At 46.0% G+C, this 26,249-nt stretch carries 28 protein-coding genes; 22 read left to right on the top strand and 6 right to left on the bottom strand.

Features of this window, described 5'->3' with window-relative positions; translation table 11 throughout:
- The first annotated feature begins 159 nt into the window (after window positions 1-159).
- The 4 genes from GC096_RS18120 (at window position 160) to GC096_RS18105 (ending at window position 5,170) form a co-directional block, all read left to right on the top strand.
- Complete coding sequence (locus GC096_RS18120) at window positions 160-2,346, top strand: RelA/SpoT family protein (protein ID WP_171632097.1); 2,187 nt, start codon at window positions 160-162, stop codon at window positions 2,344-2,346.
- Window positions 2,347-2,368: 22 nt separating this feature from the next.
- Window positions 2,369-2,809 carry a D-aminoacyl-tRNA deacylase gene (dtd, locus tag GC096_RS18115; RefSeq protein ID WP_171632095.1) on the top strand — a complete coding sequence of 147 codons (441 nt, stop codon included), beginning with the start codon at window positions 2,369-2,371 and terminating at the stop codon, window positions 2,807-2,809.
- Between the two features lie 84 nt (window positions 2,810-2,893).
- Complete coding sequence (locus tag GC096_RS18110) at window positions 2,894-3,067, top strand: hypothetical protein (protein ID WP_157256822.1); 174 nt, start codon at window positions 2,894-2,896, stop codon at window positions 3,065-3,067.
- 135 nt (window positions 3,068-3,202) lie between these two features.
- Window positions 3,203-5,170 carry an FAD-dependent oxidoreductase gene (locus GC096_RS18105; RefSeq protein WP_312886298.1) on the top strand — a complete coding sequence of 656 codons (1,968 nt, stop codon included), beginning with the start codon at window positions 3,203-3,205 and terminating at the stop codon, window positions 5,168-5,170.
- A gap of 99 nt (window positions 5,171-5,269) precedes the next feature.
- On the opposite strand, the gene GC096_RS18100 is transcribed toward GC096_RS18105, so the two are convergent.
- Together GC096_RS18100 and GC096_RS18095 are read right to left on the bottom strand one after the other, a co-directional pair.
- Complete coding sequence (locus tag GC096_RS18100) at window positions 5,270-5,587, bottom strand: hypothetical protein (protein ID WP_171632093.1); 318 nt, start codon at window positions 5,585-5,587, stop codon at window positions 5,270-5,272.
- 298 nt (window positions 5,588-5,885) lie between these two features.
- Window positions 5,886-6,278 carry a DoxX family protein gene (locus GC096_RS18095; protein WP_056610438.1) on the bottom strand — a complete coding sequence of 131 codons (393 nt, stop codon included), beginning with the start codon at window positions 6,276-6,278 and terminating at the stop codon, window positions 5,886-5,888.
- 157 nt (window positions 6,279-6,435) lie between these two features.
- Between GC096_RS18095 and GC096_RS18090 the strand changes: the two genes are divergently transcribed.
- From GC096_RS18090 to GC096_RS18060, 7 genes are all read left to right on the top strand, one after another.
- Complete coding sequence (locus GC096_RS18090; RefSeq protein ID WP_056610440.1) at window positions 6,436-6,744, top strand: winged helix-turn-helix transcriptional regulator; 309 nt, start codon at window positions 6,436-6,438, stop codon at window positions 6,742-6,744.
- A 438-nt stretch (window positions 6,745-7,182) separates the two neighbouring features.
- A complete protein-coding gene (gene hisS / locus GC096_RS18085) occupies window positions 7,183-8,448 on the top strand; it encodes a histidine--tRNA ligase (protein WP_171632091.1) in 1,266 nt (421 codons plus the stop codon).
- 43 nt (window positions 8,449-8,491) lie between these two features.
- Window positions 8,492-10,273: an aspartate--tRNA ligase gene (aspS, locus tag GC096_RS18080; RefSeq protein ID WP_171632090.1), complete on the top strand. Its 1,782-nt coding sequence runs from the start codon at window positions 8,492-8,494 to the stop codon at window positions 10,271-10,273.
- 24 nt (window positions 10,274-10,297) lie between these two features.
- Window positions 10,298-11,050: a tRNA threonylcarbamoyladenosine dehydratase gene (locus GC096_RS18075; RefSeq protein ID WP_171632088.1), complete on the top strand. Its 753-nt coding sequence runs from the start codon at window positions 10,298-10,300 to the stop codon at window positions 11,048-11,050.
- Between the two features lie 148 nt (window positions 11,051-11,198).
- Window positions 11,199-11,726 carry a PadR family transcriptional regulator gene (locus tag GC096_RS18070; RefSeq protein ID WP_171632086.1) on the top strand — a complete coding sequence of 176 codons (528 nt, stop codon included), beginning with the start codon at window positions 11,199-11,201 and terminating at the stop codon, window positions 11,724-11,726.
- A gap of 14 nt (window positions 11,727-11,740) precedes the next feature.
- Window positions 11,741-13,270 (top strand): MFS transporter, encoded by a 1,530-nt coding sequence (locus GC096_RS18065; RefSeq protein WP_171632084.1) that lies wholly within the window; start codon window positions 11,741-11,743, stop codon window positions 13,268-13,270.
- A gap of 127 nt (window positions 13,271-13,397) precedes the next feature.
- Complete coding sequence (locus GC096_RS18060) at window positions 13,398-14,717, top strand: replication-associated recombination protein A (RefSeq protein WP_171632083.1); 1,320 nt, start codon at window positions 13,398-13,400, stop codon at window positions 14,715-14,717.
- On the opposite strand, the gene GC096_RS18055 is transcribed toward GC096_RS18060, so the two are convergent.
- The 3 genes from GC096_RS18055 to mnmA all read right to left on the bottom strand — a co-directional run bounded on the left by GC096_RS18055 (window position 14,712) and on the right by mnmA (window position 17,309).
- The gene (locus GC096_RS18055) at window positions 14,712-15,059 is read right to left on the bottom strand and encodes a DUF3889 domain-containing protein (RefSeq protein WP_171632081.1); all 348 of its coding nucleotides are present in this window, start codon (window positions 15,057-15,059) and stop codon (window positions 14,712-14,714) included. The genes GC096_RS18060 and GC096_RS18055 overlap by 6 nt on opposite strands.
- 416 nt (window positions 15,060-15,475) lie before the next feature.
- A complete protein-coding gene (locus tag GC096_RS18050) occupies window positions 15,476-16,165 on the bottom strand; it encodes an AlkZ-related protein (protein WP_171632080.1) in 690 nt (229 codons plus the stop codon).
- Between the two features lie 55 nt (window positions 16,166-16,220).
- Window positions 16,221-17,309: a tRNA 2-thiouridine(34) synthase MnmA gene (gene mnmA / locus GC096_RS18045; RefSeq protein ID WP_171632078.1), complete on the bottom strand. Its 1,089-nt coding sequence runs from the start codon at window positions 17,307-17,309 to the stop codon at window positions 16,221-16,223.
- A gap of 322 nt (window positions 17,310-17,631) precedes the next feature.
- Here mnmA and cymR point away from each other — a divergent pair, with 322 nt between their 5' ends.
- The 5 genes from cymR (at window position 17,632) to GC096_RS18020 (ending at window position 21,194) form a co-directional block, all read left to right on the top strand.
- Window positions 17,632-18,051 (top strand): cysteine metabolism transcriptional regulator CymR, encoded by a 420-nt coding sequence (gene cymR / locus GC096_RS18040; protein ID WP_056610615.1) that lies wholly within the window; start codon window positions 17,632-17,634, stop codon window positions 18,049-18,051.
- 8 nt (window positions 18,052-18,059) lie between these two features.
- Window positions 18,060-19,208 (top strand): cysteine desulfurase family protein, encoded by a 1,149-nt coding sequence (locus GC096_RS18035; protein ID WP_171632076.1) that lies wholly within the window; start codon window positions 18,060-18,062, stop codon window positions 19,206-19,208.
- A gap of 28 nt (window positions 19,209-19,236) precedes the next feature.
- Entirely contained in the window at window positions 19,237-19,758 is a 522-nt protein-coding gene (locus GC096_RS18030) for a PRC-barrel domain-containing protein (RefSeq protein WP_171632075.1), read from the top strand.
- Window positions 19,759-19,765: 7 nt separating this feature from the next.
- Entirely contained in the window at window positions 19,766-19,969 is a 204-nt protein-coding gene (locus tag GC096_RS18025) for a YrzR-like zinc ribbon domain (protein ID WP_028555750.1), read from the top strand.
- A 154-nt stretch (window positions 19,970-20,123) separates the two neighbouring features.
- Complete coding sequence (locus GC096_RS18020; RefSeq protein WP_171632073.1) at window positions 20,124-21,194, top strand: AI-2E family transporter; 1,071 nt, start codon at window positions 20,124-20,126, stop codon at window positions 21,192-21,194.
- Window positions 21,195-21,470: 276 nt separating this feature from the next.
- Here GC096_RS18020 and GC096_RS18015 read toward each other — a convergent pair whose 3' ends face one another.
- Complete coding sequence (locus GC096_RS18015; protein WP_171632072.1) at window positions 21,471-21,692, bottom strand: DUF3951 domain-containing protein; 222 nt, start codon at window positions 21,690-21,692, stop codon at window positions 21,471-21,473.
- Between the two features lie 153 nt (window positions 21,693-21,845).
- Between GC096_RS18015 and GC096_RS18010 the strand changes: the two genes are divergently transcribed.
- The 6 genes from GC096_RS18010 (at window position 21,846) to GC096_RS17985 (ending at window position 26,148) form a co-directional block, all read left to right on the top strand.
- Window positions 21,846-21,989 carry a hypothetical protein gene (locus GC096_RS18010; protein WP_171632070.1) on the top strand — a complete coding sequence of 48 codons (144 nt, stop codon included), beginning with the start codon at window positions 21,846-21,848 and terminating at the stop codon, window positions 21,987-21,989.
- Between the two features lie 115 nt (window positions 21,990-22,104).
- Window positions 22,105-24,732 carry an alanine--tRNA ligase gene (gene alaS / locus GC096_RS18005; RefSeq protein WP_171632068.1) on the top strand — a complete coding sequence of 876 codons (2,628 nt, stop codon included), beginning with the start codon at window positions 22,105-22,107 and terminating at the stop codon, window positions 24,730-24,732.
- 110 nt (window positions 24,733-24,842) lie between these two features.
- On the top strand, window positions 24,843-25,103 hold the full coding sequence (locus GC096_RS18000; protein WP_028555746.1) for an IreB family regulatory phosphoprotein: 261 nt from the start codon (window positions 24,843-24,845) through the stop codon (window positions 25,101-25,103).
- A gap of 17 nt (window positions 25,104-25,120) precedes the next feature.
- A complete protein-coding gene (gene ruvX, locus GC096_RS17995) occupies window positions 25,121-25,537 on the top strand; it encodes a Holliday junction resolvase RuvX (protein WP_056610483.1) in 417 nt (138 codons plus the stop codon).
- A 6-nt stretch (window positions 25,538-25,543) separates the two neighbouring features.
- Complete coding sequence (locus GC096_RS17990) at window positions 25,544-25,852, top strand: DUF1292 domain-containing protein (RefSeq protein ID WP_056610485.1); 309 nt, start codon at window positions 25,544-25,546, stop codon at window positions 25,850-25,852.
- On the top strand, window positions 25,849-26,148 hold the full coding sequence (locus tag GC096_RS17985) for a DUF1292 domain-containing protein (protein WP_171632067.1): 300 nt from the start codon (window positions 25,849-25,851) through the stop codon (window positions 26,146-26,148). The genes GC096_RS17990 and GC096_RS17985 overlap by 4 nt, the downstream gene beginning before the upstream one ends.
- The last annotated feature ends 101 nt before the right edge of the window (window positions 26,149-26,249 follow it).

Here is a 26,249-nt window from a genome sequence, read left to right as displayed (position 1 = left end):
GTTATTCGATTCTCTTTTTCATAGCATTTTACGGAGTAAATGTGAAGTGTTCGCGGCAGCTATGATGGTTTTTGTCGAAGCCTGTACGTGAATAGTTGACGAGGGGCCTGACTTGCAGGCATAATGAATAAAAATCGACTAAAGGGAATGGGTAGATGCATGGGTATAGAGCAGCTGCTGGAAAAGGCCGCCACCTATCTGAAAGAGAATGATTTGCAGAGGATTCGGGAGGCCTATGAATTCGCGGATGAAGCCCATCATGGCCAAGTGCGCAAATCAGGTGAGCCCTATATTCTGCATCCACTCGCTGTTGCAGATATATTGGTGAATATGCAGATGGATGTCACTTCGGTGATTGCCGCGCTTCTGCATGATGTGGTTGAAGACACGACAGTTTCATTGGAAACTGTTTTAGATAAATTCGGGAAAACCTGTGCGATGCTCGTTGATGGTTTGACGAAGCTGGAGCGCATTAAGTTCAAATCCAAAGAAGAGCAACAGAATGAGAATTACCGCAAAATGTTCGTTGCGATGGCGCAGGATATTCGGGTTATTCTGATTAAGCTTGCGGATCGTCTGCATAACATGCGGACACTCAAGTATCAATCGGAAGAAAGCCAGCGCCGCATTGCGGAAGAAACGCTGGAGATTTTCTGTCCGATTGCCCATAGACTCGGTATTTCCACAATCAAATGGGAGATGGAGGACATTGCCCTCCGTTATTTGAATCCGCAGCAATACTATCGGATTGTGAATCTCATGCAGAAGAAACGGACTGAGCGTGAGCAATACATTGAAGATGTCATTCACAGCATCAAAGAGAAGTTAGATGAGATGGGAATTCAGGGAGATATTTCGGGAAGACCGAAGCATCTCTACAGCATTTACAAAAAAATGAGCTCCCGCGGCAAGCAGTTTAACGAGATCTACGATCTCATGGCATTACGCGTCATTGTTGACGGCATTAAAGATTGCTATGCTTCTTTGGGTATCATTCATACGTTATGGAAACCGATGCCTGGCCGCTTCAAAGATTATATTGCGATGCCGAAGCCCAATATGTATCAATCCTTGCACACGACCGTTATTGGGCCGAAGGGTGAGCCGCTTGAGGTTCAGATCCGGACGTGGGAAATGCATCGTACGTCCGAGTTCGGGATCGCCGCACATTGGGCGTACAAAGAAGGCGGCACTGTTGTTCCATCCGGCACCTTCGAGGATAAAATGAGCTGGTTCCGCGAAATTCTGGAGCTTCAGCATGAAACGAACGATGCGTCTGAGTTCATGGAATCCATGAAGATGGATTTCTTCTCTGATCTTGTTTTCGTCTTTACGCCAAAAGGGGAAGTTATCGAGCTTCCAGCAGGTGCAGTTCCGTTGGATTTTGCCTATCGGATTCATACAGAAATCGGCAACCGTACGATTGGTGCCAAAGTCAATTCGCGGATCGTTCCGCTCGATCATAAGCTTAAAACCGGCGATATTATTGAAATCCTAACTTCTAAGCATTCCTATGGGCCAAGTCAAGATTGGATTAAAATCGCCCAATCCTCCCACGCACGCAGTAAAATTAAGCAGTGGTTTAAGAAAGAAAAGCGTGAAGAGAACGTTGAAAAAGGTAAGGATATGATTGAACGTGAGCTTAAACGCTTAGCCATCGATCCTCCAACCTTAATGAGCGATGATAAAATGCTGGAAGCGGCGAGAAAGTTTAATTTTAGCGATATTGAAGACATGCTCTCTGCGGTTGGCTTTGGTGGCATTACGGCCGCACAAATATGTACCAAGCTAACGGAGAAGCTGCGTAAGGAAGCGGAAGAAGCTCAGATTATTAAGCTGAGCAGTGAAGTGAAAGAGGTCAAAGCACCCCCATCCACGGAGCGCAAAAGCCGTCCTACAAACGGTGTACGCGTCAAAGGTGTAGATAACCTGCTTGTCCGATTTGCTCGTTGCTGTAATCCGGTTCCGGGGGATTTCATTATTGGTTATATTACTCGCGGACGCGGCGTTTCTGTCCATCGCTCGGATTGCACGAACATTCCGACGAGTATGGGCGAGGAAGAACGGGTTATTGAGGTGGATTGGGCAGAGGCTGTTGAGTCTAATTTCAATGTGGAAATTGAGATTACAGGCCACGATCGCCGCGGCTTCTTAAACGAAGTGCTGCAAGCTGTATCCGAGAGCAAGACGATGATTTCAGCTGTTTCTGGGCGTTCCGATAAGAACAAAATGGCGACCATTCATATGACGATTTTGATTAAAAATATTGATCATCTACAGTCCGTTGTAGAAAAAATAAAACGTGTCAAAGATATTTATTCCGTTCAACGGATTATGCAGACCTAGCTAGTAAGGGGATTTAGGAACGATGAGAGTTGTTGTTCAACGTTGTAAGAGCGCGGAAGTAACCGTCAATAATCAAACGATCGGTCGCATTGAGCAGGGGCTTATGCTGTTGGTTGGCATCACCTATGAAGATACCGAACAGGATGCGAAGTATCTTGCGGATAAAGTGGCCGGGCTTCGAATTTTTGAAGATGAAACAGGTAAAATGAATTTGTCTGTCCTTGAGACAGGGGGAGCCATTTTGTCTGTGTCACAATTTACGCTATATGGGGATTGTCGCAAAGGCAAGCGGCCGAATTTCATGTCAGCAGCGAGGCCAGAACAAGCAGAACCGTTGTATCAGGAATTCAACAGAATGCTCAGAGAGCAGGGGTTACAAGTTGAAACGGGTGCATTTGGTGAAATGATGGATGTTTCCCTGACGAATTGGGGACCTGTTACCTTGATGATCGATAGTAAATAAGCTACTTTGGTGAAGGATTCAGGATAGGCAGCCTGGTCACTGGTTATACTAGACATGTATAAACTAGCGGTTAGGAGCCTACAGATGCGTCAATCCATAAAAGAAAAGATGATGACTGCCCCGATACAGCAACTGTTCCATTCCTCTATGGCTGAGCGGATGAGTCAAGGGAATGCTTTTGCGGATGTTGAAATCAGCGCAGAATTCACTTCGGATCAGGAAAAAATGAAGAGTATCCCAAAGAAATCGTTCCGGTAATTCATAAAACCACGTGTGTGCTGTATATCAGCTCTGCGTGGTTTTATTTGTGCCGAAGGTAGAATTTCTCTCCTCCATCAAATTGTGGTAAACTAGCCTATGGAATTATTGTAAGACATGCAGGAGATAAGGTGGGTGCTAAAAGTCGTAATGGCAAATTCAAATCGGAACAAATCCACATCCAGAGGTTGGCTATGGTTAATGGTAGTATTGATTGTACTTACGCTGGTTGCTGCAACGGCCGCCATGTACTATCAATATAATCACCATAAGAACGGCGCCAAAGGACATAGTGATCAGCAACAAGCCCTTGAAGAAGTGAAATCGGTAAAAAAGGCCAAAGAAGCCTATGATGTCATTGTAATTGGTACGGACCCGGAGGGCATTGCCGCAGCGGTTTCGTCAGCTCGGAATGGATTAAGCACGCTGCTTGTTGATGGCCGGGATCGTGAGATTTTTGGCGGATTAATGACGCTAGGCTGGATTAACTCCTTGGACATGAATTATTCCACGAGCAAAACGTTGCTCGGCAAGGATGATGTATGGAATAAAGGGTATTTCTCGGAATGGTATGCCAAAACGGAAGGCGATTCCTTCGATGTGAATACAGCGGCGAATGCCTTCTACGATGCCGTAAAGAATGAAAAGAATATCGATGTCTTGATGAAAACGAAGAAAATTGATCCGCTGCTTTCGCAAAATAAAAATGCGGTGCAGGGCGCGACGATCACACTTGAGAATGGCAGTACGCAAGATGTTAAAGCCGCGTCGGTCATTGATGCGACACAAGATGGTGACTTCGCAGCAGCAGCAGGGGTTCCTTTTACCATGGGACATGAGGATATCGGAGATCCAAAATCGAAAATGGCCGTCACACTGGCGTTTCGATTGAAGAACGTCACACCTGAAGTATGGAAATTGATGGCTAACCGATTGAATGGGGATGACAATTCGGGTACGGGTGTTACTGATGTGAGTGTATTTGGATACAGCGAAATGAGCAATTATCCTGCACTTAACAAGGATAGAGCCAAAATGAGAGGCCTCAATATGGGGAGGCAAAACAACAATACGGTGCTTATTAATGCCTTGCAAATTTTTGGCGTTGATACCTTTGATCCGAAGTCGGTTCAAGTGGCATTCGATATTGGGAAAAAGGAACTGCCGAATATTGTTGCTTATATGCAGAAAACGTTCCCGGAATTCTCATCCGTTGAGCTCGATGGTTCAGCACCAGAGCTTTATGTGAGGGAGACCCGACATATGCAGGGCGAATACCGACTCAGTATCGTCGATGTTTGTACAAATGCAGATCAGTGGGATCGCATCGGATTCGGGTCTTATCCCGTTGATATCCAGCGTATAGCGCCTACAGACTCAGGTAATGTCGTGTGTAAGCCGAAACAATACGCGATACCATTCCGCAGCATCGTTCCACAGAAAATTGATGGCCTACTCGTAGTAGGCAGAGCGGCAAGTTATGATACACTGCCACATGGAAGTGCTCGCGTTATGCCGACGGGCATGGCAGAGGGTGAGGCAGCTGGAGCTGCGGTGAGTTTGGCGAAAGCAGAGAATATGACGTTCCGTCAGATTTCTGCATCCAAGGACATGATTGCGAAGCTGCAGGCTCAGTTGAACAAGCAAGGCATGGAAGTTCAGCCGATGACCATTAAGCCGCAGCCATTTATGGAACATAAGTCATTCGAAGGTTTGAAAACGGCGATGATGCTTGGATTGGCATCTGGTGCTTATGATAATAACTTCCGTCTAGACGACGCGGCCAATCCGAAGCGAATGGTCAATGTGGTTGGCAGCGCAAGGAAGATGAAGCCGGATGCATTTGCAGGGGATGTTAACCAAGCCATCACTAAGATGGACAGTGCGGACAAAATTCCGTTGACTCTTGAGCAAGCTAGCTATACCTTCACGCAAGCACTTGGCATTAAGGGCACGGCTGCTGAAGCGCAAGCGAAGCTCGTTGAGGGGAAACTGCTAACAGCAGCTACGATCAATGGCATTGCAGATAAGCAAAAACTGACCAATGCAGACACGTACATGATGATTCGCGACGTTAAGATTGGTTTGACAGGCAAGCCTTAGATTACATCAATAAAGAGCCTTATTGCCGCAGTAGATGTGGCTGTAAGGCTCTTAGTTTGTAGTTGGCGATGAGTGTAAAGATGATGGCGGTTACATTTCTTAGTCTTCGTCGGCAGCTTCTTCGTCCGCTTCTGCTTCAGCGGATTCCTCTGCTTCTTCTTCGTCGGCAGCTTCTGCCTCCTCATCTGCGGATTCTTCACTTTCAGCTTCCTCTGATTCCTCAGCTTCTGCTTCTTCCTCATCAGCCGCTTCTTCTTCCGCTTCTTCTGCATCCGTATCTGACTCTTCAATGGCCTCTTCTTCGGCTGCTTCTTCGTCAGCAGTTTGATCGTCTACTTCGGCTTCGGTTTCGGATTCCTCAGAGAAAAGCACCACGAGATCTTGACGTTCCTCTTGAAACTCGTTTTGTAGTGTCATTGTTACAGCCTCCAGATGTTATATTCAAGGCCATCTGCCTTGTTGTACATGTATATGTGAAAATAGCCTGAATATACGAATGAAACGAAATGAAAATGCTTGAAAGTAAACGATATTTTGGTGTAATCAAATTGTAATACGAGCTTCATGTTCCTTTAATCTAGGCGGGATATACTAATAGTCGACCCCCTTTAAAATATAAACATTTGAAAGCCTGTTGCCCCGTGCTGCAGGCTATTTTCTTTGCATACAAAGAAAAACCGCCACAGCCTGAGCTGGACGGTTTGAAAATCATTTATTACATAAGTGCATCAATGGAGTAGTCACCAGCGCCAATTAAAGCAACGCCAAGCGCAATGACTAGTAAGGCTAAATTATATTCAAATCCATTGGAAGTCACCCAGTAGCCGTTTTTGCCATGAACTTTAATAATAGCCATGATCATTGTAATAATAATAAGAGCCGCGCCAACTTCTGTCCATAAACCAGCGGCGAAGAGCAGACCGCCACCTAATTCGATCAAACCAGCAACAACCGCCATCATGACACCTGGTTTGATCCCGATGGATTCGAAGAATCCGCCTGTACCTTTGGGTCCGTAACCACCAAACCAACCAAATAATTTCTGTGTACCATGTGCCGCCATCGTTAACCCAATCACCAAACGAATAATCAATAGTCCTAATGCCATACTAACATCTCCTCTATAAATATATTTTGTTTAACAACTTACTTTATGTTAGTATATTATTACGAAGCACTTACTTTTGTCAAGCGACTATGTTAAAATAGTTATTACAGAAGTGTTTGGTGCCGTAATCGGCAAGAACTCGAAGGAGATGATTAAGATGGAAAATGATCAACTATGTCCCAAATTCGAGCATGCATTCGAACTTCTGGGAAAACGTTGGACAGGACTTATCGTGAATGTATTGCTATCTGGGCCTAAGCGGTTTAAAGATATCTCCGTATTAATCCCAAGTATGAGTGATCGCATGCTCTCAGAAAGATTCAAGGAGCTCGAAGCTGCCGAGATTATTATTCGACATGTTTATCCAGAGACGCCGGTACGGATTGAGTATGAATTAACGCCTAAAGGGAAAGGACTTCAGCCTGTAATGGATGAAGTACAGAAATGGGCGGACACTTTTAACTAAATATAGGTTGAGGACGCAGAGTAAGTGTGGTTGTCTCTTGACTTTGCCCTTACCAATGTTTACAATAACCATAATGTAATTCCATACGAATGTGATCCATTGAAGGGACACAGTAATTCGCCCCCACATGTACAGAGAAGGAAGCCTAGGCTGCAAGCTTCCCATGATGAGTGAATGAACAGACCTCCCCGAGGACCAACTGGGAACAGCCATGAGCTCATGTGCTAAGTAGTAGTTGTGCGAATAGCGGGCGTTAACCGCAAAGAGCAAGATGTGTTTGATTGCGCAAGCAAGCAACATAGCATGCTGAATGTGGGTGGTACCACGGGTGAATTTGTTAATCAAATCTCTCGTCCCTGACGTAAGTCGGGGATGGGGGATTTTTTGCTTTTAGAAAAGACACGAAAGCGTAAGTAGAGAAAAAGGGAGGTTACTTCGATGAGTATTCAGAAGCCGAAAGGTACACAAGATCTGCTTCCAGGCGAGGTGGAGAAATGGCAGTACCTAGAGTCCAAAGCGAGAGACTTGTGTCAACGTTTTAATTACAAAGAAATCCGTTCGCCAATTTTCGAGAGTACTGAGCTTTTTTCGCGCGGGGTTGGAGAAACAACAGATATCGTGGAAAAAGAGATGTACACCTTTCTTGATAAAGGTGACCGCAGCATGACGCTTCGTCCTGAAGGAACGGCGGGGGTCGTTAGAGCGTATGTGGAAAACAAACTGTATGGTATCCCTGACCTGACAAAGTTGTTTTATGTGGGACCTATGTTCCGCTATGAACAGCCGCAAGCGGGGAGATACCGCCAGTTTCACCAGTTCGGTATTGAAGCTTTCGGATCCGTGGATCCGAGCATTGATGCAGAAGTGATCGCACTTGGCTACACGTTCTATAAAGAGATTGGACTCAAAGAGGTAACCGTGGAGGTTAACTCCGTAGGTACACCTGCGGTTAGAACGGCTTATCGTGAGCAGTTGCAAGCTTTCTTTGCCCCAGTGAAGGATCAGCTATGTAAGGATTGTCAGTCGCGCTACGACCGCAATCCAATGCGTATTCTCGATTGCAAAATCGATCAAAAACATGGTGTTGGCGCACCTGACATCCTGGAGTTCTTGGATGAAGAGTGCAGCACTCACTTTGCACAGGTTCAAGAACACTTAACTGCAATGGAGATTCCATTCCGAATTAACCCTCGGCTTGTGCGTGGTCTGGATTACTACACGCACACTGCGTTTGAATATAAGGCAGCAGGTATCGGTGCGATCGACACGATCGGTGGTGGCGGACGCTACAACGGTCTAGTCGAACAGATCGGTGGTCATGGTACAGATCAACCAGGTGTAGGCTTAGGTCTTGGTCTAGAGCGTATTCTACTCGTACTGCAAGCGCAAGGGGTTGAAATTCCGAAACCTGAGCCGCTTGATGTGTACTTGATTGGTCTAGGTGAAGCTGCGGAGAAAGAAGTTACAAAACTTCTGCACCAGCTTAGAGTTCAAGGTTTAAAAGCAGAGAAGGACTATCAGGGCCGCAAGATGAAGGCTCAAATGAAGTCCGCTGATCGTTTCCAAGCTACTTATGTGGCGATTCTTGGTGACGATGAGTTGGCACGCGGCGAAATTACGCTGAAGAAGATGGAAACAGGAAATCAAATCACGCTAAGTTTAGTGGATCTTGCTTCAAACGCTGCAAAGACACTATTCGAATAGATAACTACACCAATATGGACACTACGAGGAGGAAATAACAATCATGATGCTCAAAACACATCATTGCGGGCAGCTAACAAAAGCCCATGTAGGCGAAACAGTAATACTTAATGGATGGGTGCAAGTAAGACGCGACTTTGGCGGACTTCTTTTCATCGACCTACGCGATCGCAGTGGCTTAATACAAACGGTGTTTAGCCCGAACTTCTCTGGCGATGCATTGGCAATTGCAGACCGTGCACGTAATGAATACGTGCTTGCAGTTAAAGGGAAAGTCGTAGAACGTGATGCTGAAACAGTGAACAAAAACATTCCGACAGGTGAAATCGAAATCCAAGTTACAGAAATCGAAATCATGAACGCAGCGAAAACACCTCCATTCTTCATCGAAGATGGCGTAGAAGTGGATGAAGCGGTTCGTTTGAAATATCGTTACCTTGACTTGCGTCGTCCGGAAATGCAACGTACGTTGATGCTGCGTTCCAAAGCATCCAACGTGTTCCGTAATTTCTTGGATGCCCAAGGCTTCATCGATGTTGAAACACCGATTTTGACAAAAAGTACACCAGAAGGTGCGCGTGATTACTTGGTACCGAGCCGCGTGCATCCAGGCGAGTTCTTTGCACTTCCACAATCCCCACAAATCTTCAAGCAATTGTTGATGGTTAGTGGTCTTGAGCGTTACTACCAAATCGCTCGTTGTTTCCGCGACGAAGATCTTCGTGCAGACCGTCAGCCTGAGTTCACACAAGTCGACATCGAGACTTCCTTCCTTTCTCAAGATCAGCTTCTTGATATCCTCGAAGAGCTTGTTGTGAAATTGATGCAAGAAACAGCTAATGTTAAAATCGAGCGTCCGTTCCAACGGATTACGCACGCAGACGCGATGGCGAAATACGGATCCGATAAGCCGGACCTTCGTTTCGACCTTGAGTTGAAAGATGTATCCGATATCGTGTCCACTTCCGGTGTTCAAGTATTCGCGAGCGTAGTGAACGGCGGCGGTCAGGTTAAAGCTCTTAATGCCAAAGGCTGTGGTACTTGGAGTCGTAAAGAGATCGACGATCTTCTTCCATTCGCAGCACGTTATGGCGCGAAAGGTCTTGCTTGGATTCAAGTGAAAGACGGCGAATTCAAAGGGCCTATCGTGAAATTCTTCAACGAAGCTGAAATCGCAGCTTTGACCGAGCGTTTGGGCGCAGAAGATGGAGATCTACTTCTATTCTCTGCGGATAAAAAGAAAGTCGTTGCTGATGTACTAGGTAACCTTCGTCTGAAAATCGGTCGTCAACTAGGTCTTATCGATGATTCCGTATTCAAATATGCTTGGGTCGTAGACTTCCCACTTCTTGGGTATGATGAAGACGCAAAACGCTATGTGGCTGAACATCACCCGTTCACTCGTCCGAACGAAGAGGACATTCATTTCTTCGATACAGATCCAGGACAAATTCGTGCGCAAGCTTACGATCTTGTCTTGAATGGTTACGAAGTAGGCGGCGGATCCATGCGGATTTACCAACGTGATGTGCAAGAGAAAATGTTCACAGCGCTAGGTTTCTCCAAAGAAGAAGCGTACGAACAATTCGGCTTCTTGCTGGAAGCATTTGAATACGGTACGCCTCCACACGGCGGCTTTGCCTTCGGATTTGACCGCTTGGTGATGCTAATCACAGGCCGTACGAACCTGAGAGAAACGATCGCATTCCCGAAAACAGCTAGCGCAACAGACTTGTTGATGGACGCTCCGGGAACTGTTGATGATAAACAACTAGAACAACTATCGATTCGCTTAGCGCTTAAGCAGCCTGCTGCGAAAGCCTAAGAACTTTGAAGAGGAAGTGTTCCCATGCTTCACCAATTTTCGAGAACTGAACTATCGATTGGACCTGAGGGTCTAGAAATTATGAAAAATAGTACGGTTGTCGTGCTCGGCATCGGCGGCGTTGGTTCCATCGCTGCTGAAGCGCTGGCGCGCTCCGGCGTCGGACGTTTAATTCTGATCGACAAGGATGTTGTCGATATTACGAATATTAACCGTCAGATCCATGCGCTTACGACAACGGTGGGTCAGCCGAAGGCTGATCTGATGCGTGATCGCATCAAACTGATCAATCCCGATTGCGATGTCATTTCCCTGCGGATGTTCTACACAGAGGAAACGTATGAGCAAGTATTCGCTTACCCAATCGATTACGTGTTGGATGCGAGCGATACGATCTCCTACAAGATTCATCTGATTAAGCAATGTCTCGAACGCAAAATTCCGATGATTTCTTGCATGGGTGCTGCGAATAAAATGGATCCGACGCAATTCCGAATTGCTGACATTTCCAAAACGAGCATGGACCCTATCGCACGCGTGATTCGTCAACGTTTGCGCAAGGAAGGCATCAAGAAGGGCGTGAAGGTCGTATTCTCGATGGAAGAGCCAATGAAGCCTCGGGAAGACGTTACAGAGCAAATCGTGCCTGCAGATGCACCTGATAGACGTAAGGCGCAGCAGCCGCCTGCGAGTAATTCTTTTGTACCTCCTGTAGCGGGGCTTATCATGGTGAGTGCAGCTGTGAAAGATTTGCTTGCGATTGGTGCGAAGAAGTAATCATAGCAATGAGGGATGCCCGTGAAAATGGGTGTCCCTTTTTTTTATTTTATAATATATCAACTAAGTATATATTGACTCGATATAGGTAATCTGATAAATTGAAAAGAGATCGAGACAGTTACCAGTAAAATGGAGGTTTCACAGCATGAATAGTCAAGATGTGATTTTGGGTTTATTAATGCACCATAGCTTATCTGGCTATGACATCAAGCACAAGATGGAGACGGTTCTATCCTACTTTAATAACGCGAGCTTTGGAACGATTTATCCCATGCTTAGCAAAATGGAGAAGGAGGGCTTGATTACCAAGGAAAGTGTCATCCAAGAAGGCAAACCGAATAAAAATCTCTATTCCATCACGGAGGAGGGGCAGCACCAATTTAAACAGTACATGTATAGTCCAATTGAAAACGATGAGTTCAAGTCGGATGCGATGACACGGTTGTTTTTTGGCGAGTTTGTAGAAGCACATATCATGGTTGGTGTGTTAGAAGAGTTCCTTAAACGCACGAAGGTAGATTTGGAGAGACTACGCCAACTGTACGTGGACTGCCAGCACGAGATGTCGCCTACACAGGAAATTTGTATTCAAATTGGCATCAATAATTCAGAAAGTAAAATCCATACCCTGACACAAGGGATAACACGGTTGGAAAATGTAGAACAGAAGTGAGGTAGATTTCGAAAATGGCGAGTAAGAAAACAGGTTTGATTATTTTGGCGATGGCACTCGGACTTCTCATGTCCGCATTGGACAACACCGTGACATCAGCAGCGATTTCGCACATCATTAGCGACATTAATGGGTTTGATAAAATAAGCTGGGTATTCACCGCCTATATGCTTGCCTCCACAAGCACAATGCTTGTATTTGGAAAGCTATCGGATATGTTCGGTAGAAAATTGTTTTATATGATTGGAATTTCGATCTTCCTAATCGGGTCGGCTTTATGCGGTATGGCACAAGATATGACTCAGCTTATTGTGTTCCGTGCCATTCAGGGTATCGGTTCTGGAGCGATCTTCCCGATTTCGTTTACGATCATTTACACGATATTTGCTGACCCCAAACAGGCGGCGAAACTGTCAGGTGTTTTTGCAGGGATATTTGGATTATCTTCTGTTGCTGGCCCGCAAATCGGTACGCTCTTGGCTGAATCATGGGGCTGGCGCTGGTGTTTCTACGTGAATTTGCCGCTTGGTGTATTGTCGTTCCTTGTCTTGTTCTTTGCTCTAAAAGAATCTCGTTCCGATCGTCGTCCGAAAATCGATTATCTAGGCACGTTGTTTCTCATTGTCACAACGGTATCACTTATGCTGGCGCTGGAGTTCGGTGGTAAGGATTACGCCTGGGGTTCGTGGCAAATCATTAGCTTACTAGCCGTTGCGGTTATCATTGGTTTCTTCTTTATTCAAGTGGAGCGCCGAGCGCATGAACCCATTCTTCCGTTGCCTTTATTCAAAAATCGGATGGTCCTAGCGACAGTCTTAGCTTGTCTATGTCAAGGTGCGATTATGTTTTCGGCCATTGCCTATTTACCTATTTTCTCAACAGCGGTTCTAGGGAATGCGAATTCGAATAGTTTGCTGACGCCTATGATGTTTTCCCTCATGGTTGGTGCTGTCGGCTTTGGGTTCTTGCAGCGGTACTTCAGCTTCCGTGCTGTGTTCGCTTTCAGCATGACAGCGGGTATAGTAGTAAGTTACCTACTCAGCGTAGTAAGTCATGATGCAAGTAAGTTCTATATGATCGTGCTTATGGTCATTCTTGGTGTTGGTGCAATCGGACCATTAATGAGTGTGGCTCAAAATGCCGTTGCGCAAAGTGTAGATCGCAAATATATCGGTGTCAGTTCTTCGATCGTAGGGTTCTGGCGAAATATTGGCGGGGTTCTAGGAGCGTCAATTATGGCAACCATCGTGAACAATAACTACAGTAGCCTCATCCAAGATGGTGCTGCCGCTCATCAAATGCCACTTGATAAACTGGCTACATTGGGCAACCCCGAGCAATTAATACGTGCGGGTTCAGAGCTGCCACCAGCTACATTGAACTTCCTGCGCGATTCGCTTGGAACAGCGATCAATCATGGGTTTATTCTAGCTATAGCCTTCGGTGTTGTGGGGTTAGGTGCTGCCTTTATTGCGGGACCGTTGCGTTTCGCAGCCCCAGCACCTCGACAGGACGTTCAGACCGAGCCGGTTGTTTCTCATTAAATATAGCTCCTCCATGCGGTATCCAGCCGCATTGGAGGAGTTTTTTGTTTGGCTAGACATGACATGCCAATCCAGGCAAGGTATAATGGACAGACCAACTTAAAGCACCAAGTAAAGGAAACTAATCATGGATTTGTTTACATATGCGTCATCCCAAGATCCAGTGGGCAAGCTGCTCGCCGACCGGATGCGGCCAACGACATTGGATGAATATATCGGCCAAGAACAAATTGTTGGCAAAGGCAAGCTCCTCCGACGGGCAATTGAAGCTGATCAAGTGACTTCGATTCTTCTCTACGGACCACCTGGGACAGGGAAGACGACGTTAGCGAACATTATCGCTAATCGGACCCAAGGCGAGTTTATGAAGCTCAATGCCGTTGATGCTTCCGTGAAGGACGTCCGTGAAATTATTGAGCTGGCCAAAAACACCAAAGCGATGTACGGGCGTAAAACGACCCTGTTTCTGGACGAAGTCCATCGCTTCAACACCTCGCGGCAGGACGCGCTGCTTCCTGCGGTAGAGCAGGGCATCCTCATCTTCATCGGGGCGACCACAGAGAACCCCTTTCACCATGTGAACGGGGCCCTCTTGTCGCGCTCGACGCTGTTTCAGCTCGAGCCGCTCACGGCGGAGCATGCGCTCATCGCCATGCGAAGAGCGATCGCCGATCCTGTGAAGGGGCTCGGCTTCATGCGCCTCCACGTGGACGAGGAGGCGCTGCAGCACATCGGGCAGATGGCCAATGGCGACATCCGCCGATCCTTGAACGCGCTGGAGCTCGCAGCGCTGACGACCTCACCTGAACCGGACGGCACGGTTCATATCACGCGCGAGGTGGCGGAGGAGTCGATCCGCCGCCCGATCGTGAAAGCGGACGAGTCGACGCAGTATGACGTCTTGTCCGCCTTTCACAAGAGCGTGCGCGGCTCTAGCGACGCCGCGCTGTTCTGGTTCCTCTATGCCGTCGAGAAGCTCGGCATGGATCCTATGACCTTCCTGCGGCGTCTCATCGTCGCTTGCAGCGAAGATATCGGACTCGCCAATCCGCAGGCGATGGTTCAGTCGGTAACGGCGATGGACGCCTACCATAAGATCGGCTGGCCGGAATCGAAGTACATCATTTCCCAGGCAATTTTATTCGCTGTGGAAAGTCCGAAGTCCAACTCGATCCCGCTCGCCATCATGCGTGCACAGGAGTTGATGGAGCGGGTGAAATCAGCAGAAGTTCCCTTGCATTTGCGTGATACACACTACAAAGGTGCGGAGAAACTCGGTCATAAAGGTTATATGTATCCGCATAATTACCCAGGTCATTTCGTACGACAACAATACTTGCCGGATGACATTCAGCATGAAGTGATCTTCGCGGCAACCAATCAAGGCACAGAAGAGAAGATGAAGCTTAATCAGCATAAAAGAAGAGGGACGCCTACAGATTCATAGAATCCGTAGAGTCCCTCTATTTTCTTGCTCCATCAGAATGGTAAATACCTTTTCTGTAACGGGATCATAACGAATGGAGACGATGAGTGGGAATTCAGCGCCATTCTTTTTGACCCAGAAGCGAAACTGCTGCTGTACGACACCTGGTGCCACGTTGGACTTTCCGATATATTTGTAATCTAGCAACGTATACACCTTACCAGCTTCGTGAAAAGCAAGACGGCTCCACTTGGCATAAGAGGGGTCCTGAATGGGCGCACTTACGATTTGACCGCTATTGCCATGTTGGTTGGCGTCTACTGCAAGTGCAGATGAAGATCCTACCCAGCTCAAGCCAAACATGAGTAAAATAGCTATGATTTTGCTCAGTATCGCTCACACCTTTCGAACTTAGCGTGTGCGACAGTGGGAGCTTGCATGCTTCTTCGTGAACGGTAAATAAAAGCAATAATAGGGTTGATACCCACTCAAGAATTCCTAATTTATTTCCTTCTTCGAAAGGGATCCTAGGAACGCTATTTGTGCGCAATAACCTAGAATTCCTAGTGAGGGGAACGTCAGTGCGCTATTTGTTCAAAAAATGAGCATTTGGCCTTCTTTTCGAGTGAATAGTGCCTCTACGTTCCCTTACGCGTCAAAGTGAGCTTATTTCGCTGGAATAGCGTACTCTCGTTCCCTTGCTCCCTTTGGGGGTAGAATAGAGGCTGAATTAAACGTATGCAATCAACAAAAAAGGAGCACCGAAGTGCTCCCCCCAATTACAGCTTAAAGATTTTAGTTAAATACTTACCAGCAGCCTCGCTGTACTTTTCCTGCAGCAGCGTACGTAGTTGAGCTTTCGCTTCAGGTGTTGGCAGTGTATTCTTCGCAATGCCATGCAGCTCCATCCAATGCGAAGCGGTCATATAACAGGTGCTGTTCCAGCCGTTTTTGGTACCATTGGCGTTCAGACGCTCACTAATCCCCGCAATTACGATATCAGCTTTGCTCTGCAAGTCAATCAAGGCACGATCAAATTCATTCTTGGATTCCTTCGATTTCAAATCGGTCGCAGCGCGCAGAGCTTTCACATCAATGCCTTCATTCCCAGCAATTGCGTGATACACATCTACTGCCGCTTTGGACAGCTCCCCATCCGAATAACGCTCGTCCACCGTATAGGGATCTTCCAATAAGTTTTTGATCAACGGAAATAGCTCAGAAGAAATTAATAAGGGCTTCTTGGCGAAAAACCGTCCATAAGCCGCAAGACCCTCACCTGGAAGGAGATCACGCCATAACCAAGGATCTGTTTCGAGTCCTGTATGCCATTGCTCATGGACCGTTAAGGATTCAAGAGAAGGATGCTCAGGGATAAATGAAGAGAGGGGCAGTATACCAATTTCCTTAACGAGCCTCTTCACATCTTCATACGTATCAGCTTTAATCGTTACCTCATTCATAGCCATACACATTCTCCTCCACACTAATCTTTGCCTGCTATACGCTCAAATCTCCGCGCTCTTACTTATGAACCTTATCAATCACACCGCCGCCTAGACAAATCTCTCCATCATAAAAGACAACGGATTGGCCTGGCGTAACCGCTTTTTGCGGCTTATCGAAGACAACTTCACAGCTGCCGTCGGGCTGCAACGTAATCACAACGCCTTGATCCGCTTGGCGATAGCGGAATTTCGCTGTACAAGTGTAGGCACCTTCTGGCTTTTTCGGTGATATCCAGTTCACATCCGTTGCTGTCAGACCCTTGGAGTAAAGCCCTGGATGCTGTTCACCTTGCACGACGAGCAATTCGTTCGTCTCCAAATTCTTGTCCACAACGAACCATGGCTCACCAGAGCCGGATCCACCAATCCCCAGGCCTTGTCTTTGGCCTAATGTGTAATACATTAACCCATCATGACGCCCTTTGATTTCACCATTGCGTATATCGACCATATTGCCTGGGCGAGCAGGGAGGTATTGGCTGAGGAACGTCTTGAAGTCGCGCTCACCAATGAAACAAATCCCGGTGCTATCTTTCTTCTTCGCCGTTGCAAGACCAGCTGCTTCAGCTATTTCACGTACTTTGGACTTGGGCAAGTGACCGATCGGGAACATCGCTTTGGCAAGTTGCCCTTGATTAAGGACGTTAAGGAAATACGTTTGATCCTTATTGGAATCATTTCCACGCATCAACACGAATTCACCGTCTTGTTCCTTCACTTGTGCGTAATGTCCAGTCGCGATGTAGTCGCCGCCTAGATCGAGGACCTTTTGCAGCAATTCCCCGAATTTAATTTCACGGTTGCACATGACATCAGGGTTTGGCGTGCGGCCTTTGGTGTACTCGTCCAAAAAGTAGGCGAAAACTTTGTCGTAATACTGCTTTTCAAAATTTACTGTATAGAAAGGAATGTCGAGCTGGTCACAGACCCGTCTGACATCCTCTGCGTCTTCTTCTGCGGTACAATGACCAAATTCGTCAGTATCGTCCCAGTTTTTCATGAAAATGCCAATAACTTCATAACCTTGCTCCTTGAGCAGCAGCGCGGCAACCGAAGAATCGACACCTCCAGACATACCTAAGATGACACGTTTTTTTGTTTGCATAGCGTAAACCTCTTTTCCATCTTGCTGGACTTTGGTGGAGCTGTTCATTTTGAACACTACTATTATACATGCCAATTGCTCAAAATTAAAATATTTCATGAGAATGTCATTGTTTTTCCCCCACAATACAAGGGTTTTGTGATAACATAGATACGATATACGGATGTTTTGGAATGTTTTTGCGAAAAATGGAAACGCTGTTTACCTAGATAGGGACGACCCTGGTGTTTAGTGTGGGTAGCAAGGTTGGTAAGCATTTCAAGTTTTAGCGATATATATACAGACTCCTTGATGGCATATCTTGTTGAATGAGGTGTTAATTTTGAAAATTTCCACAAAAGGTCGTTATGGTCTAACGATCATGATGGAATTAGCTAACCGAGTGGGTGAAGGGCCAACTTCACTGAAGAGCATTGCTGAGAGACATCAGCTTTCTGAACATTATCTTGAGCAGCTTGTAGCTCCTTTACGGAATGCGGGTTTAGTAAAAAGTATTCGCGGAGCTTATGGTGGTTATATTCTTTCTAAATCTGCCGAGCAGGTAACTGCAGGTGAAGTAATTCGTGTACTTGAAGGACCGATCAGCCCCGTAGATTTTACGGAAGAAGATGATCCTGCCAAACGTGACTTGTGGATTCGCATTCGCGATAGTATTGCGGATGTACTGGACTCCACGACATTGGCGAATCTGATTTCTTTTGAGGATAAAGGTAAAAACGATAATTACATGTTTTACATTTAAGGTGACACATGGAACCTATTTATCTTGATCATGCTGCAACAACGCCCGTACATGCTGATGTATGGGAGGCTATGTTGCCTTTCTATACAGCAAATTATGGTAATCCATCCAGTACGCATAGCTTCGGCCGTGCGGCAAGAACTGCGTTGAATCGCTTCCGTGACGGTATGGCGAAATCTTTAGGCTGTATGCCTGGTGAGCTTATCTTTACAAGCGGCGGAACAGAAAGCAATAACATGGCGATCTTTGGGATCATGCATGGGGATCAAGCTGGCAGAAAGCATATCGTGACGAGTGCGATCGAGCATCATGCTGTGCTTCATCCCTGTGAACGATTGGAAAGCCTTGGATTTGAAGTCACATACGTCCCAGTAGGTTCAGATGGACTTATTCAAATAGAAGATGTGGAAGCAGCTATTCGTCCCGATACAGCTTTAATCTCTATGATGTATGTGAACAATGAAGTAGGGACTATCCAACCCATTGAGCAAATTGGTCGGTTAGCACGTAAACTTGGCATTACCTTTCATGTCGATGCGGTGCAAGCTTTAGGGAAGATTTCCCTGAATCTTGCCGAACTGCCGGTCGATCTCGTGAGTTTGTCTGCCCACAAAATTTATGGCCCCAAAGGCGCAGGTGCCCTCTACGTTTCCAAGCATACGAAACTGCTTCCTCACGTATTCGGTGGTTCACAAGAACGCAAGCGAAGAGCTGGAACTGAAAATATCCCCGCCATTGCCGGCTTCGCTAAAGCAGTTGAAACCATTCTTCCGCTCCAAGAACGCAACTACACACAAGCTAGTAGGCTTCGCGAACACATGATTTCCATCTTAGAACAGCAATTGGGCTGTGAGGGGTTTGTGATTAACGGGCATAAGGCTTGGCATGTCCCGCACATTCTAAACATTTCTTTTCCAGGTGTTTCTACAGAAACGCTCTTAATGAACCTTGATTTAGAAGGGGTAGCTGCTGCAAGCGGCTCCGCATGCACGTCTGGCTCACTTGAAGTTTCACATGTCTTACAGGCCATGAAACTTCCAGAAAATGTGACACACTCCGCTGTGCGATTTAGCTTTGGAATGGGGAATTCTAAAGAACAAATCGAAACGGCTGCCCAGAAAGTTGCAACCATTATCCAGCGGTTGCGTAATAAGTAGTACTGGGTGGTTCTAGGAGGCGTTACGCTTGCGCAGAGCGCATGAATTAATAGGACTTCCCGTTGTAACCGTTGAGTCGGGCAAGCAAGTTGGTGAAGTAAAGGATTTATTGATTGACCCAACGTGGAACATAAGCGGCATTATACTCGAAGCGAAGACATGGTTCTCGTCCTTACGATATATTTCATGGGATGGAATCGTTTCTGCCGGAGAGGATGCTATAACCATACCGAACGATAGTGTCATTTGCGAATTTGGGCAGAAGAATGAGTGCCATGCTTTTCTTGAGGGAAGCGACAAGATTAAGGGACTCCCGGTCATCACAGTGGGAGGGCACGAATTAGGCGTGGTAGAAGATGTTTATTTAAACCAGAATTGGGGTAAACAAATAGTAGGTTATGAATTGTCCGAAGGGTTTATTTCTGATTTAAAAGAAGGGCGAAAGTGGCTTCCCATGCCAGAATCGGCAACGATGGGGGAAGATGCAATCATCGTGCCTGGACATTGCGCTCAGGAAGTAGAAGAACTCTTCGTATCCAAAGAAGAATAGGGTGAGCATGATGCGTTGTCCAAACTGTAATTCCAAAGATATTGGAAAGATCGGTTCCCATCAATTTTACTGTTGGGGTTGTTTCATTGAACTCAGCGTAAACGGAGATAAGATGTCCGTCTATCAAGTTGAGGAAGATGGTACGTTAAGTTCGCTGGATGATTTGTTTTTTGAGGAAGAAGTTTCTCATATCCACGAGCACGTGAACTAAAGTTAACAAGTTGAAGCGTTATTGGTCAGGCGAGGAATCGCTTGAACAATAACGCTTTTTTGTCATGAGATGCTAAGTCAGGATTAAATTGGACAACTAGTACACATACTGTATGAACGTTACATTGAATTCATATGACAGAGGTGGAGGCAGCATGGAACGATTTTGGAGTAATAAATGGTTTGTGGGGATGATATATGCCTTATTAATCTTAGTCGGGTTATATTTGCTTTTGCTGATTAAACCTATCTTGTTTCACATGTTCACATTCATTAAAGCCATCGTGATGCCGTTTTTTATAGCGATAATTATCTCGTATATATTAAATCCTGTGGTCACGATTCTGAATAAACGCAAAATGCCGCGAACAATTGCCGTATTGCTGATTTATGGTGTGTTTATCACATCAGTGACGGTCATTATTATGAATATGACTCCCATGTTTGTGGAGCAAGCGGCTGAATTAAATGAACATATGCCACAAATGGCGATGAAAGCACAGTCCCTTGTTGATGGCTTCAATCAGAATCAACTGCTGCCTGACAGTGTTCGAAATGGCTTTAATCATTCCATAGGGAAGTTGGAAACGAAGATTTCTATGGCGGTTGCGAATTACATGAATCAAATTGGGACGACGATCAATATGCTGTTTATAGCTTTCATCGTGCCGTTTCTGGCTTTCTACATCTTGAAGGATTTTCAGATTATCGAGAAAACCGCGCTAGCCATTGTACCGATGAAGCATCGCAAAAAAACCGTCTCCCTGCTCATGGACATTGATACGGCGCTGGGCAACTATATACGAGGGCAGCTCCTCGTGTGCTTGATTATTGGCGTGCTAGCGTATTTGGGCTACTGGCTGATCGGAATGCCGTACCCGTTATTGCTTGCAAGCGTAGTCGCGATCTTCAATATCATCCCGTATATGGGGCCTTTTTTTGGCGCGGCACCGGCCATTATTATGGCTTCAACCGTCTCGTTGAAAATGGTGCTGTTCGTCGCACTTGTCAATTTGACCGTGCAGATTCTCGAGGGAAATGTGATATCGCCACAAGTCGTAGGGAAAACGCTGCACATGCATCCGCTATTTATCATTTTCGCCTTGCTTGTTGGTGGCGAAGTAGCTGGAGTTGTGGGATTGATCTTGGCAGTACCCTTCTTCGCCGTAATGAAAGTTATCGTCCAGCATGTGTTCATCCACTTCGTTCATAAGCAAACAACTTAGGCATGCTGATCAGGAAACAGGCCAAAAGACGCACAAAACCCCTTGAGCCATGACTTGCGGGATCATGGTTCAAAGGGTTTTGCACGAGGGTTGAGGAGTTAGAAAAGGTTGTGGCCCATACGTAAACCATGAAATGGACTACGGAATAAGTGAGTAATAAACTTGCTGTTAGTTGTTGCCTCTGACAATGAAAATCATTATCAATAAACTTAGTATACTTCTATTGAGAATCATTGTCAACGGTGAATTTGTGATGAAATTAAACGAAGCAAAGGACTACTTAAGATGCTTATCTTTATCATCACCTTGGCTGTCATCTTCCTCTTTTTGTTCCTTTTGTTCTTGGAATTCGACATGCGATTGCCCCGTAATGTAGTCAAACGGGTTGTAACGGCTGTCCGGAATCTGCTTCCTAATGACTGTTTTCGCCATAATGTAAATGATTAAGACGAATATGGGGAAGATGAGCCCAAGCAAAGTAAGTGTTGAAATGTCCATGTTAAGCACCTCCTTATTTCTACATTCTACAGTATAATGCCCTCATATTGACAGGCCCCTTCCATAAAGTTATAATTTGCCTTATCTATATGTGAATTAAAGCGTTGATGAAACTTAGTAAGCCATAGCTCATCGTCAGAGAAGAGGTTCCGCTTGGCAGCGAAAGCTGCGAAGATCGGCTGGAAGAACCTTGCGATGCTAGGATGGCCCAAAGCTCGTTTCGGAGCGTGGATGAACTCCACCGGTTGGACCCGTTACAGATCCGCACAAGGAGATTGGATTCGCTCTACGCCGTAGGCAAAGGGAGCACGAAACCAATAACCAGGGTGGTACCGCGATGATTCGTCCCTGTTAGCTGCAGGGGCGTTTTTTGTTTTTTGTAATCTTATCCTAAATATGGAGGCTCACAGAGATGAAAGCAAGTGAAATTCGTTCGAAGTGGTTGCAATTTTTCGCAAGTAAAGGGCATAAGGTTGAGCCGAGCTCCTCGTTAGTCCCGCACAACGATCCAACTTTATTGTGGATTAATGCAGGGATTGCACCCTTAAAGCCCTACCTGGATGGACGTGAAATCCCAGAGAATCCACGGATTACGAATGCTCAGAAATGTATCCGTACGAATGATATTGAGAATGTAGGTAAAACGCGTCGTCACCATACATTTTTTGAAATGCTAGGCAACTTCTCTATTGGTGATTATTTCAAGAAAGAAGTTATTCCATGGGCGTGGGAGTTCCTAACGGATCCGCAATGGATCGGCTTTGATCCGAATCGAATCTCGGTAACCGTTCATGAAGATGATGAGGAAGCTTTTGATATTTGGAACAAACAGATTGGCATTCCAGAAGAGCGTATTTATAAGTTGAAAGAAGATAATTTCTGGGATATTGGTGAAGGTCCTTGTGGTCCTTGTACGGAAATTTTCTACGATCGCGGCGATAAATACGGTGACTTGTCGGATCCGGAATGCTGGCCAGGTGGGGAAAATGAGCGCTTCCTCGAAGTGTGGAATTTGGTATTCACACAGTTCAATCATAATTCCGATGGCAGCTACACACCGCTGCCTAATAAAAATATTGATACAGGCGCAGGATTGGAGCGTTTCGCTTCCATTCTTCAGGATGTTGACTCGAACTTCGATACCGACCTGTTCTTGCCGATCATTGAGAAAACGTGTGAGCTTACAGGCGTTGCTTACCACGCGAATGAAGATCATGATGTGGCACTTAAAGTCATCGCTGACCATATCCGTACAGTAGCTTTCTCCGTTGGAGATGGCGTTCTTCCTTCCAATGAAGGTCGCGGCTATATCATTCGCCGTTTGCTGCGCCGGGCAGTACGCTACGGGAAAGTACTTGGGCTGGATAAACCGTTCTTATTCAAACTAGTGCCAACGGTTGGTGACATCATGGGTGTTTACTATCCAGAGGTTGTAGATAAGCGTGAGTTCATCGAGAAAGTGATCCGTACCGAAGAGGAGCGTTTCCATGAGACGCTGAGCGACGGGTTGATCATTCTTGCCGAGATGGTTCAGAAAACACAGCAAGCAGGCACGAATCAAATCAGCGGACCTGATGCTTTCAAACTTTATGACACGTATGGCTTCCCATTCGATTTGACGGAGGACTTTGCGTCGGAGAAGGGATTAACCGTTGATCGTGCGGGCTTTGATGCTTCGATGAAGGAGCAGCGTGATCGCGCCCGAGCAGCTAGCAACAAAGAAGGCGGCATGAAGGTTCAAGGCGGACCCCTGTCCGAATTAACGATTAAAAGCGAATTTGTTGGATATAATGAATTGGTAGTTACTGCTAATATCGAAGCGATTGTGCATGAGAATGAGTTCGTGGAGCTTGTTGGTGTTGGTGAGACTTGTCAGGTTGTTCTAGATCGTACGCCTTTCTATGCAGAGAGCGGTGGTCAAGTTAGTGATCATGGTACGATTCGTAACGATCAAGTAACGCTGCAGGTTGTTGATGTGATGAAAGCGCCGCATGGCCAACATGTACACAAGGTTATTGTTGAATCTGGCGTACTTCGCAAAGGTGACTCGGTAGAGGCGATAGTAGCATCTGCACCACGTACGGATATCATTAAGAACCATACGGCGACTCACTTGCTGCACAAAGCACTTAAGGAAGTGTTGGGCACGCATGTTAATCAAGCGGGGTCCCTCGTTGAACCAGATCGCTTGCGGTTTGACTTCTCTCATTTTGGCTCTATCACTAGTGAAGAGCTGCAAGACGTAGAACAACGTGTGAATCAACAAATTTGGAATAGCACGAATGTAGATATCTCTCTCAAAGCGATCGCAGATGCGAAAGCAATGGGCGCTATGGCGCTGTTCGGTGAGAAATATGGCGATATCGTTCGCGTAGTACAAGTCGGCGATTATTCCTTAGAGCTCTGTGGAGGCTGTCACGTTCAAAATACAGGTCAAATCGGCTTGTTCAAAATTGTAAGTGAATCAGGAATTGGCTCCGGCGTACGTCGGATTGAAGCCGTTTCTGGACGCAGCGCATACGAATATTTAGATGGTCAACTGCAACTGTTAAAAGAAGCAGCTGGCTTGCTGAAATCGAACATCACGGATGTTCCGAAACGCGTTGATGCTACCTTGCAGCAATTGAAAGAGCTCGGGCGCGAGAATGAGTCACTTCGTGGTAAGCTTGGTCGTATTGAGGCTGGCTCGCTTACGGATCAAGTGAAACAAGTTGCCGGTGTTGCCGTTCTAGCAGCGCAAGTCAATGCGGCTGATATGGATTCTCTTCGTAACATCGTTGATGAAATGAAAGGGAAGTTGGGTTCGGCTGTTATCGTTCTTGGCGCTGCTACAGAAGATAAAGTCAATTTAGTGGCTGCAGTAACACCTGATCTGGTTTCCAAAGGCTTCCATGCGGGTAAAATTATTAAAGAAGTCGCTGGGGCCGTTGGCGGCAGCGGTGGCGGTCGTCCAGACATGGCGCAAGCTGGCGGTAAGGATGCATCTAAATTGCAAGCGGCTTTAGCTAGTGTCGAGGGGCTGCTTTCCCAATTTGTATAATTATTTTTCAAATGGACAGGAATTTTTAAAACCATAGAGAATATATCACATGTATAACGCAAGTTTTTTCAATTATTTTACAAAGGTCACAAGGAAGTGGGGTGCTCCTGATGAGTTCCATGGACAAAACGATGAAGTTCAATGTGAAGGCAGAAGAGATCGAAACTTCGCCGAAGGATGTATTGCTGGCGGTGTATGATGCTCTTCAGGAAAAAGGGTATAATCCGATTAACCAGATTGTTGGTTACTTGCTTTCGGGGGATCCTGCCTACATTCCGCGTCACAATAATGCGAGAAGCCTCATTCGTAAACGGGAACGGGATGAACTGATTGAAGAATTAGTTCGTGCTTATCTGGGTCAACACAAATAGAAGAAAAGAGAACCAGCATGAGATGGATGGGCTTGGATTATGGGGATAAAACCATTGGTGTCGCATTAAGCGATGAGCTTGGATGGACAGCCCAAGGGCTTGAAGTGATTCGCCGCAATAAGCCGGGAGAAGACATTGAACGGCTTATACAGATTGTTAATGAATATGGCGTATCGCAAGTTGTTGTGGGGTTGCCCAAGAATATGAATAATACGATTGGACCCCGCGGCGAGATTGCGATTGCCTTTTCGCAAGAATTAGAGCAAAAGATCAGTGTACCAGTACACCTATGGGATGAGCGCTTAACAACCGTAGCTGCGACTCGGACGCTTCTTGAAGCGGACGTAAGCCGGAAGAAACGGAAGTTAGTCATTGACAAGATGGCTGCACAGCTTATTCTACAAGGGTATATGGATGCCAATATGAAGAGGTGATTGAACGTGTCCAAAGAAGAATTGCGTGAAGAAGAACCAGAAATCATTTACATCCCGGACGATGAAGGCAACGAAGAAGAGTTCGAGGTTATCATGAAATTCGAAGTGGACGGTTCAGATAAGAAATATATGATGGTTGTGCCTACAGACGGCGGAGATGAAGAATCCGACGAAGTGTATGCATTCCGTTACGAAGAAGACGACGACGGTGAGGATTTGAAGCTTTTCACCATTGACGACGAAGAAGAATGGAACATTGTGGAAGAAACGTTCAACACCTTAATGGCGGAGTTCGATGAGGAAGAAGAAGCATGAGTTTGACAACACCTTCTGATGTATTGCGCAAAATTTACGGGGATGATATCCTGTTGTCTGACGACCAAAGTGAGTCGACGGTATATCAACTTCTGAAAGAATTCGTCTATGAGAACCAAACCTATGCTGTTATGCAATCGGAAGCTTTGAAGAAAGAAGAGGAAGTTGCTCTCTTTCGTGTCATTTCCAATGCTGACGGTGAATATGAACTAGTTACCATTGACGATGATGATGAGTGGGAAACGGTTTCCGAGTTATATGACGAGATGGTTTTCCCTGAGCAAGATGACTTGTGAGAAGTAGATAACCGAGCGGATGATATCCGCTCGGTTTTGTTGTGCATATGGTTAATGCTAGTAAGGTAAGCTACTGCCAAAGGCTTGATGAGGGACATTCT

This window comes from Paenibacillus plantarum, from assembly GCF_013141695.1.
Classification (GTDB): Bacteria; Bacillota; Bacilli; order Paenibacillales; family NBRC-103111; genus Paenibacillus_E; species Paenibacillus_E plantarum.
The sequence above is the reverse complement of the archived record's forward strand: the minus strand, read 5'-3'. Positions and strand labels throughout refer to the sequence as shown.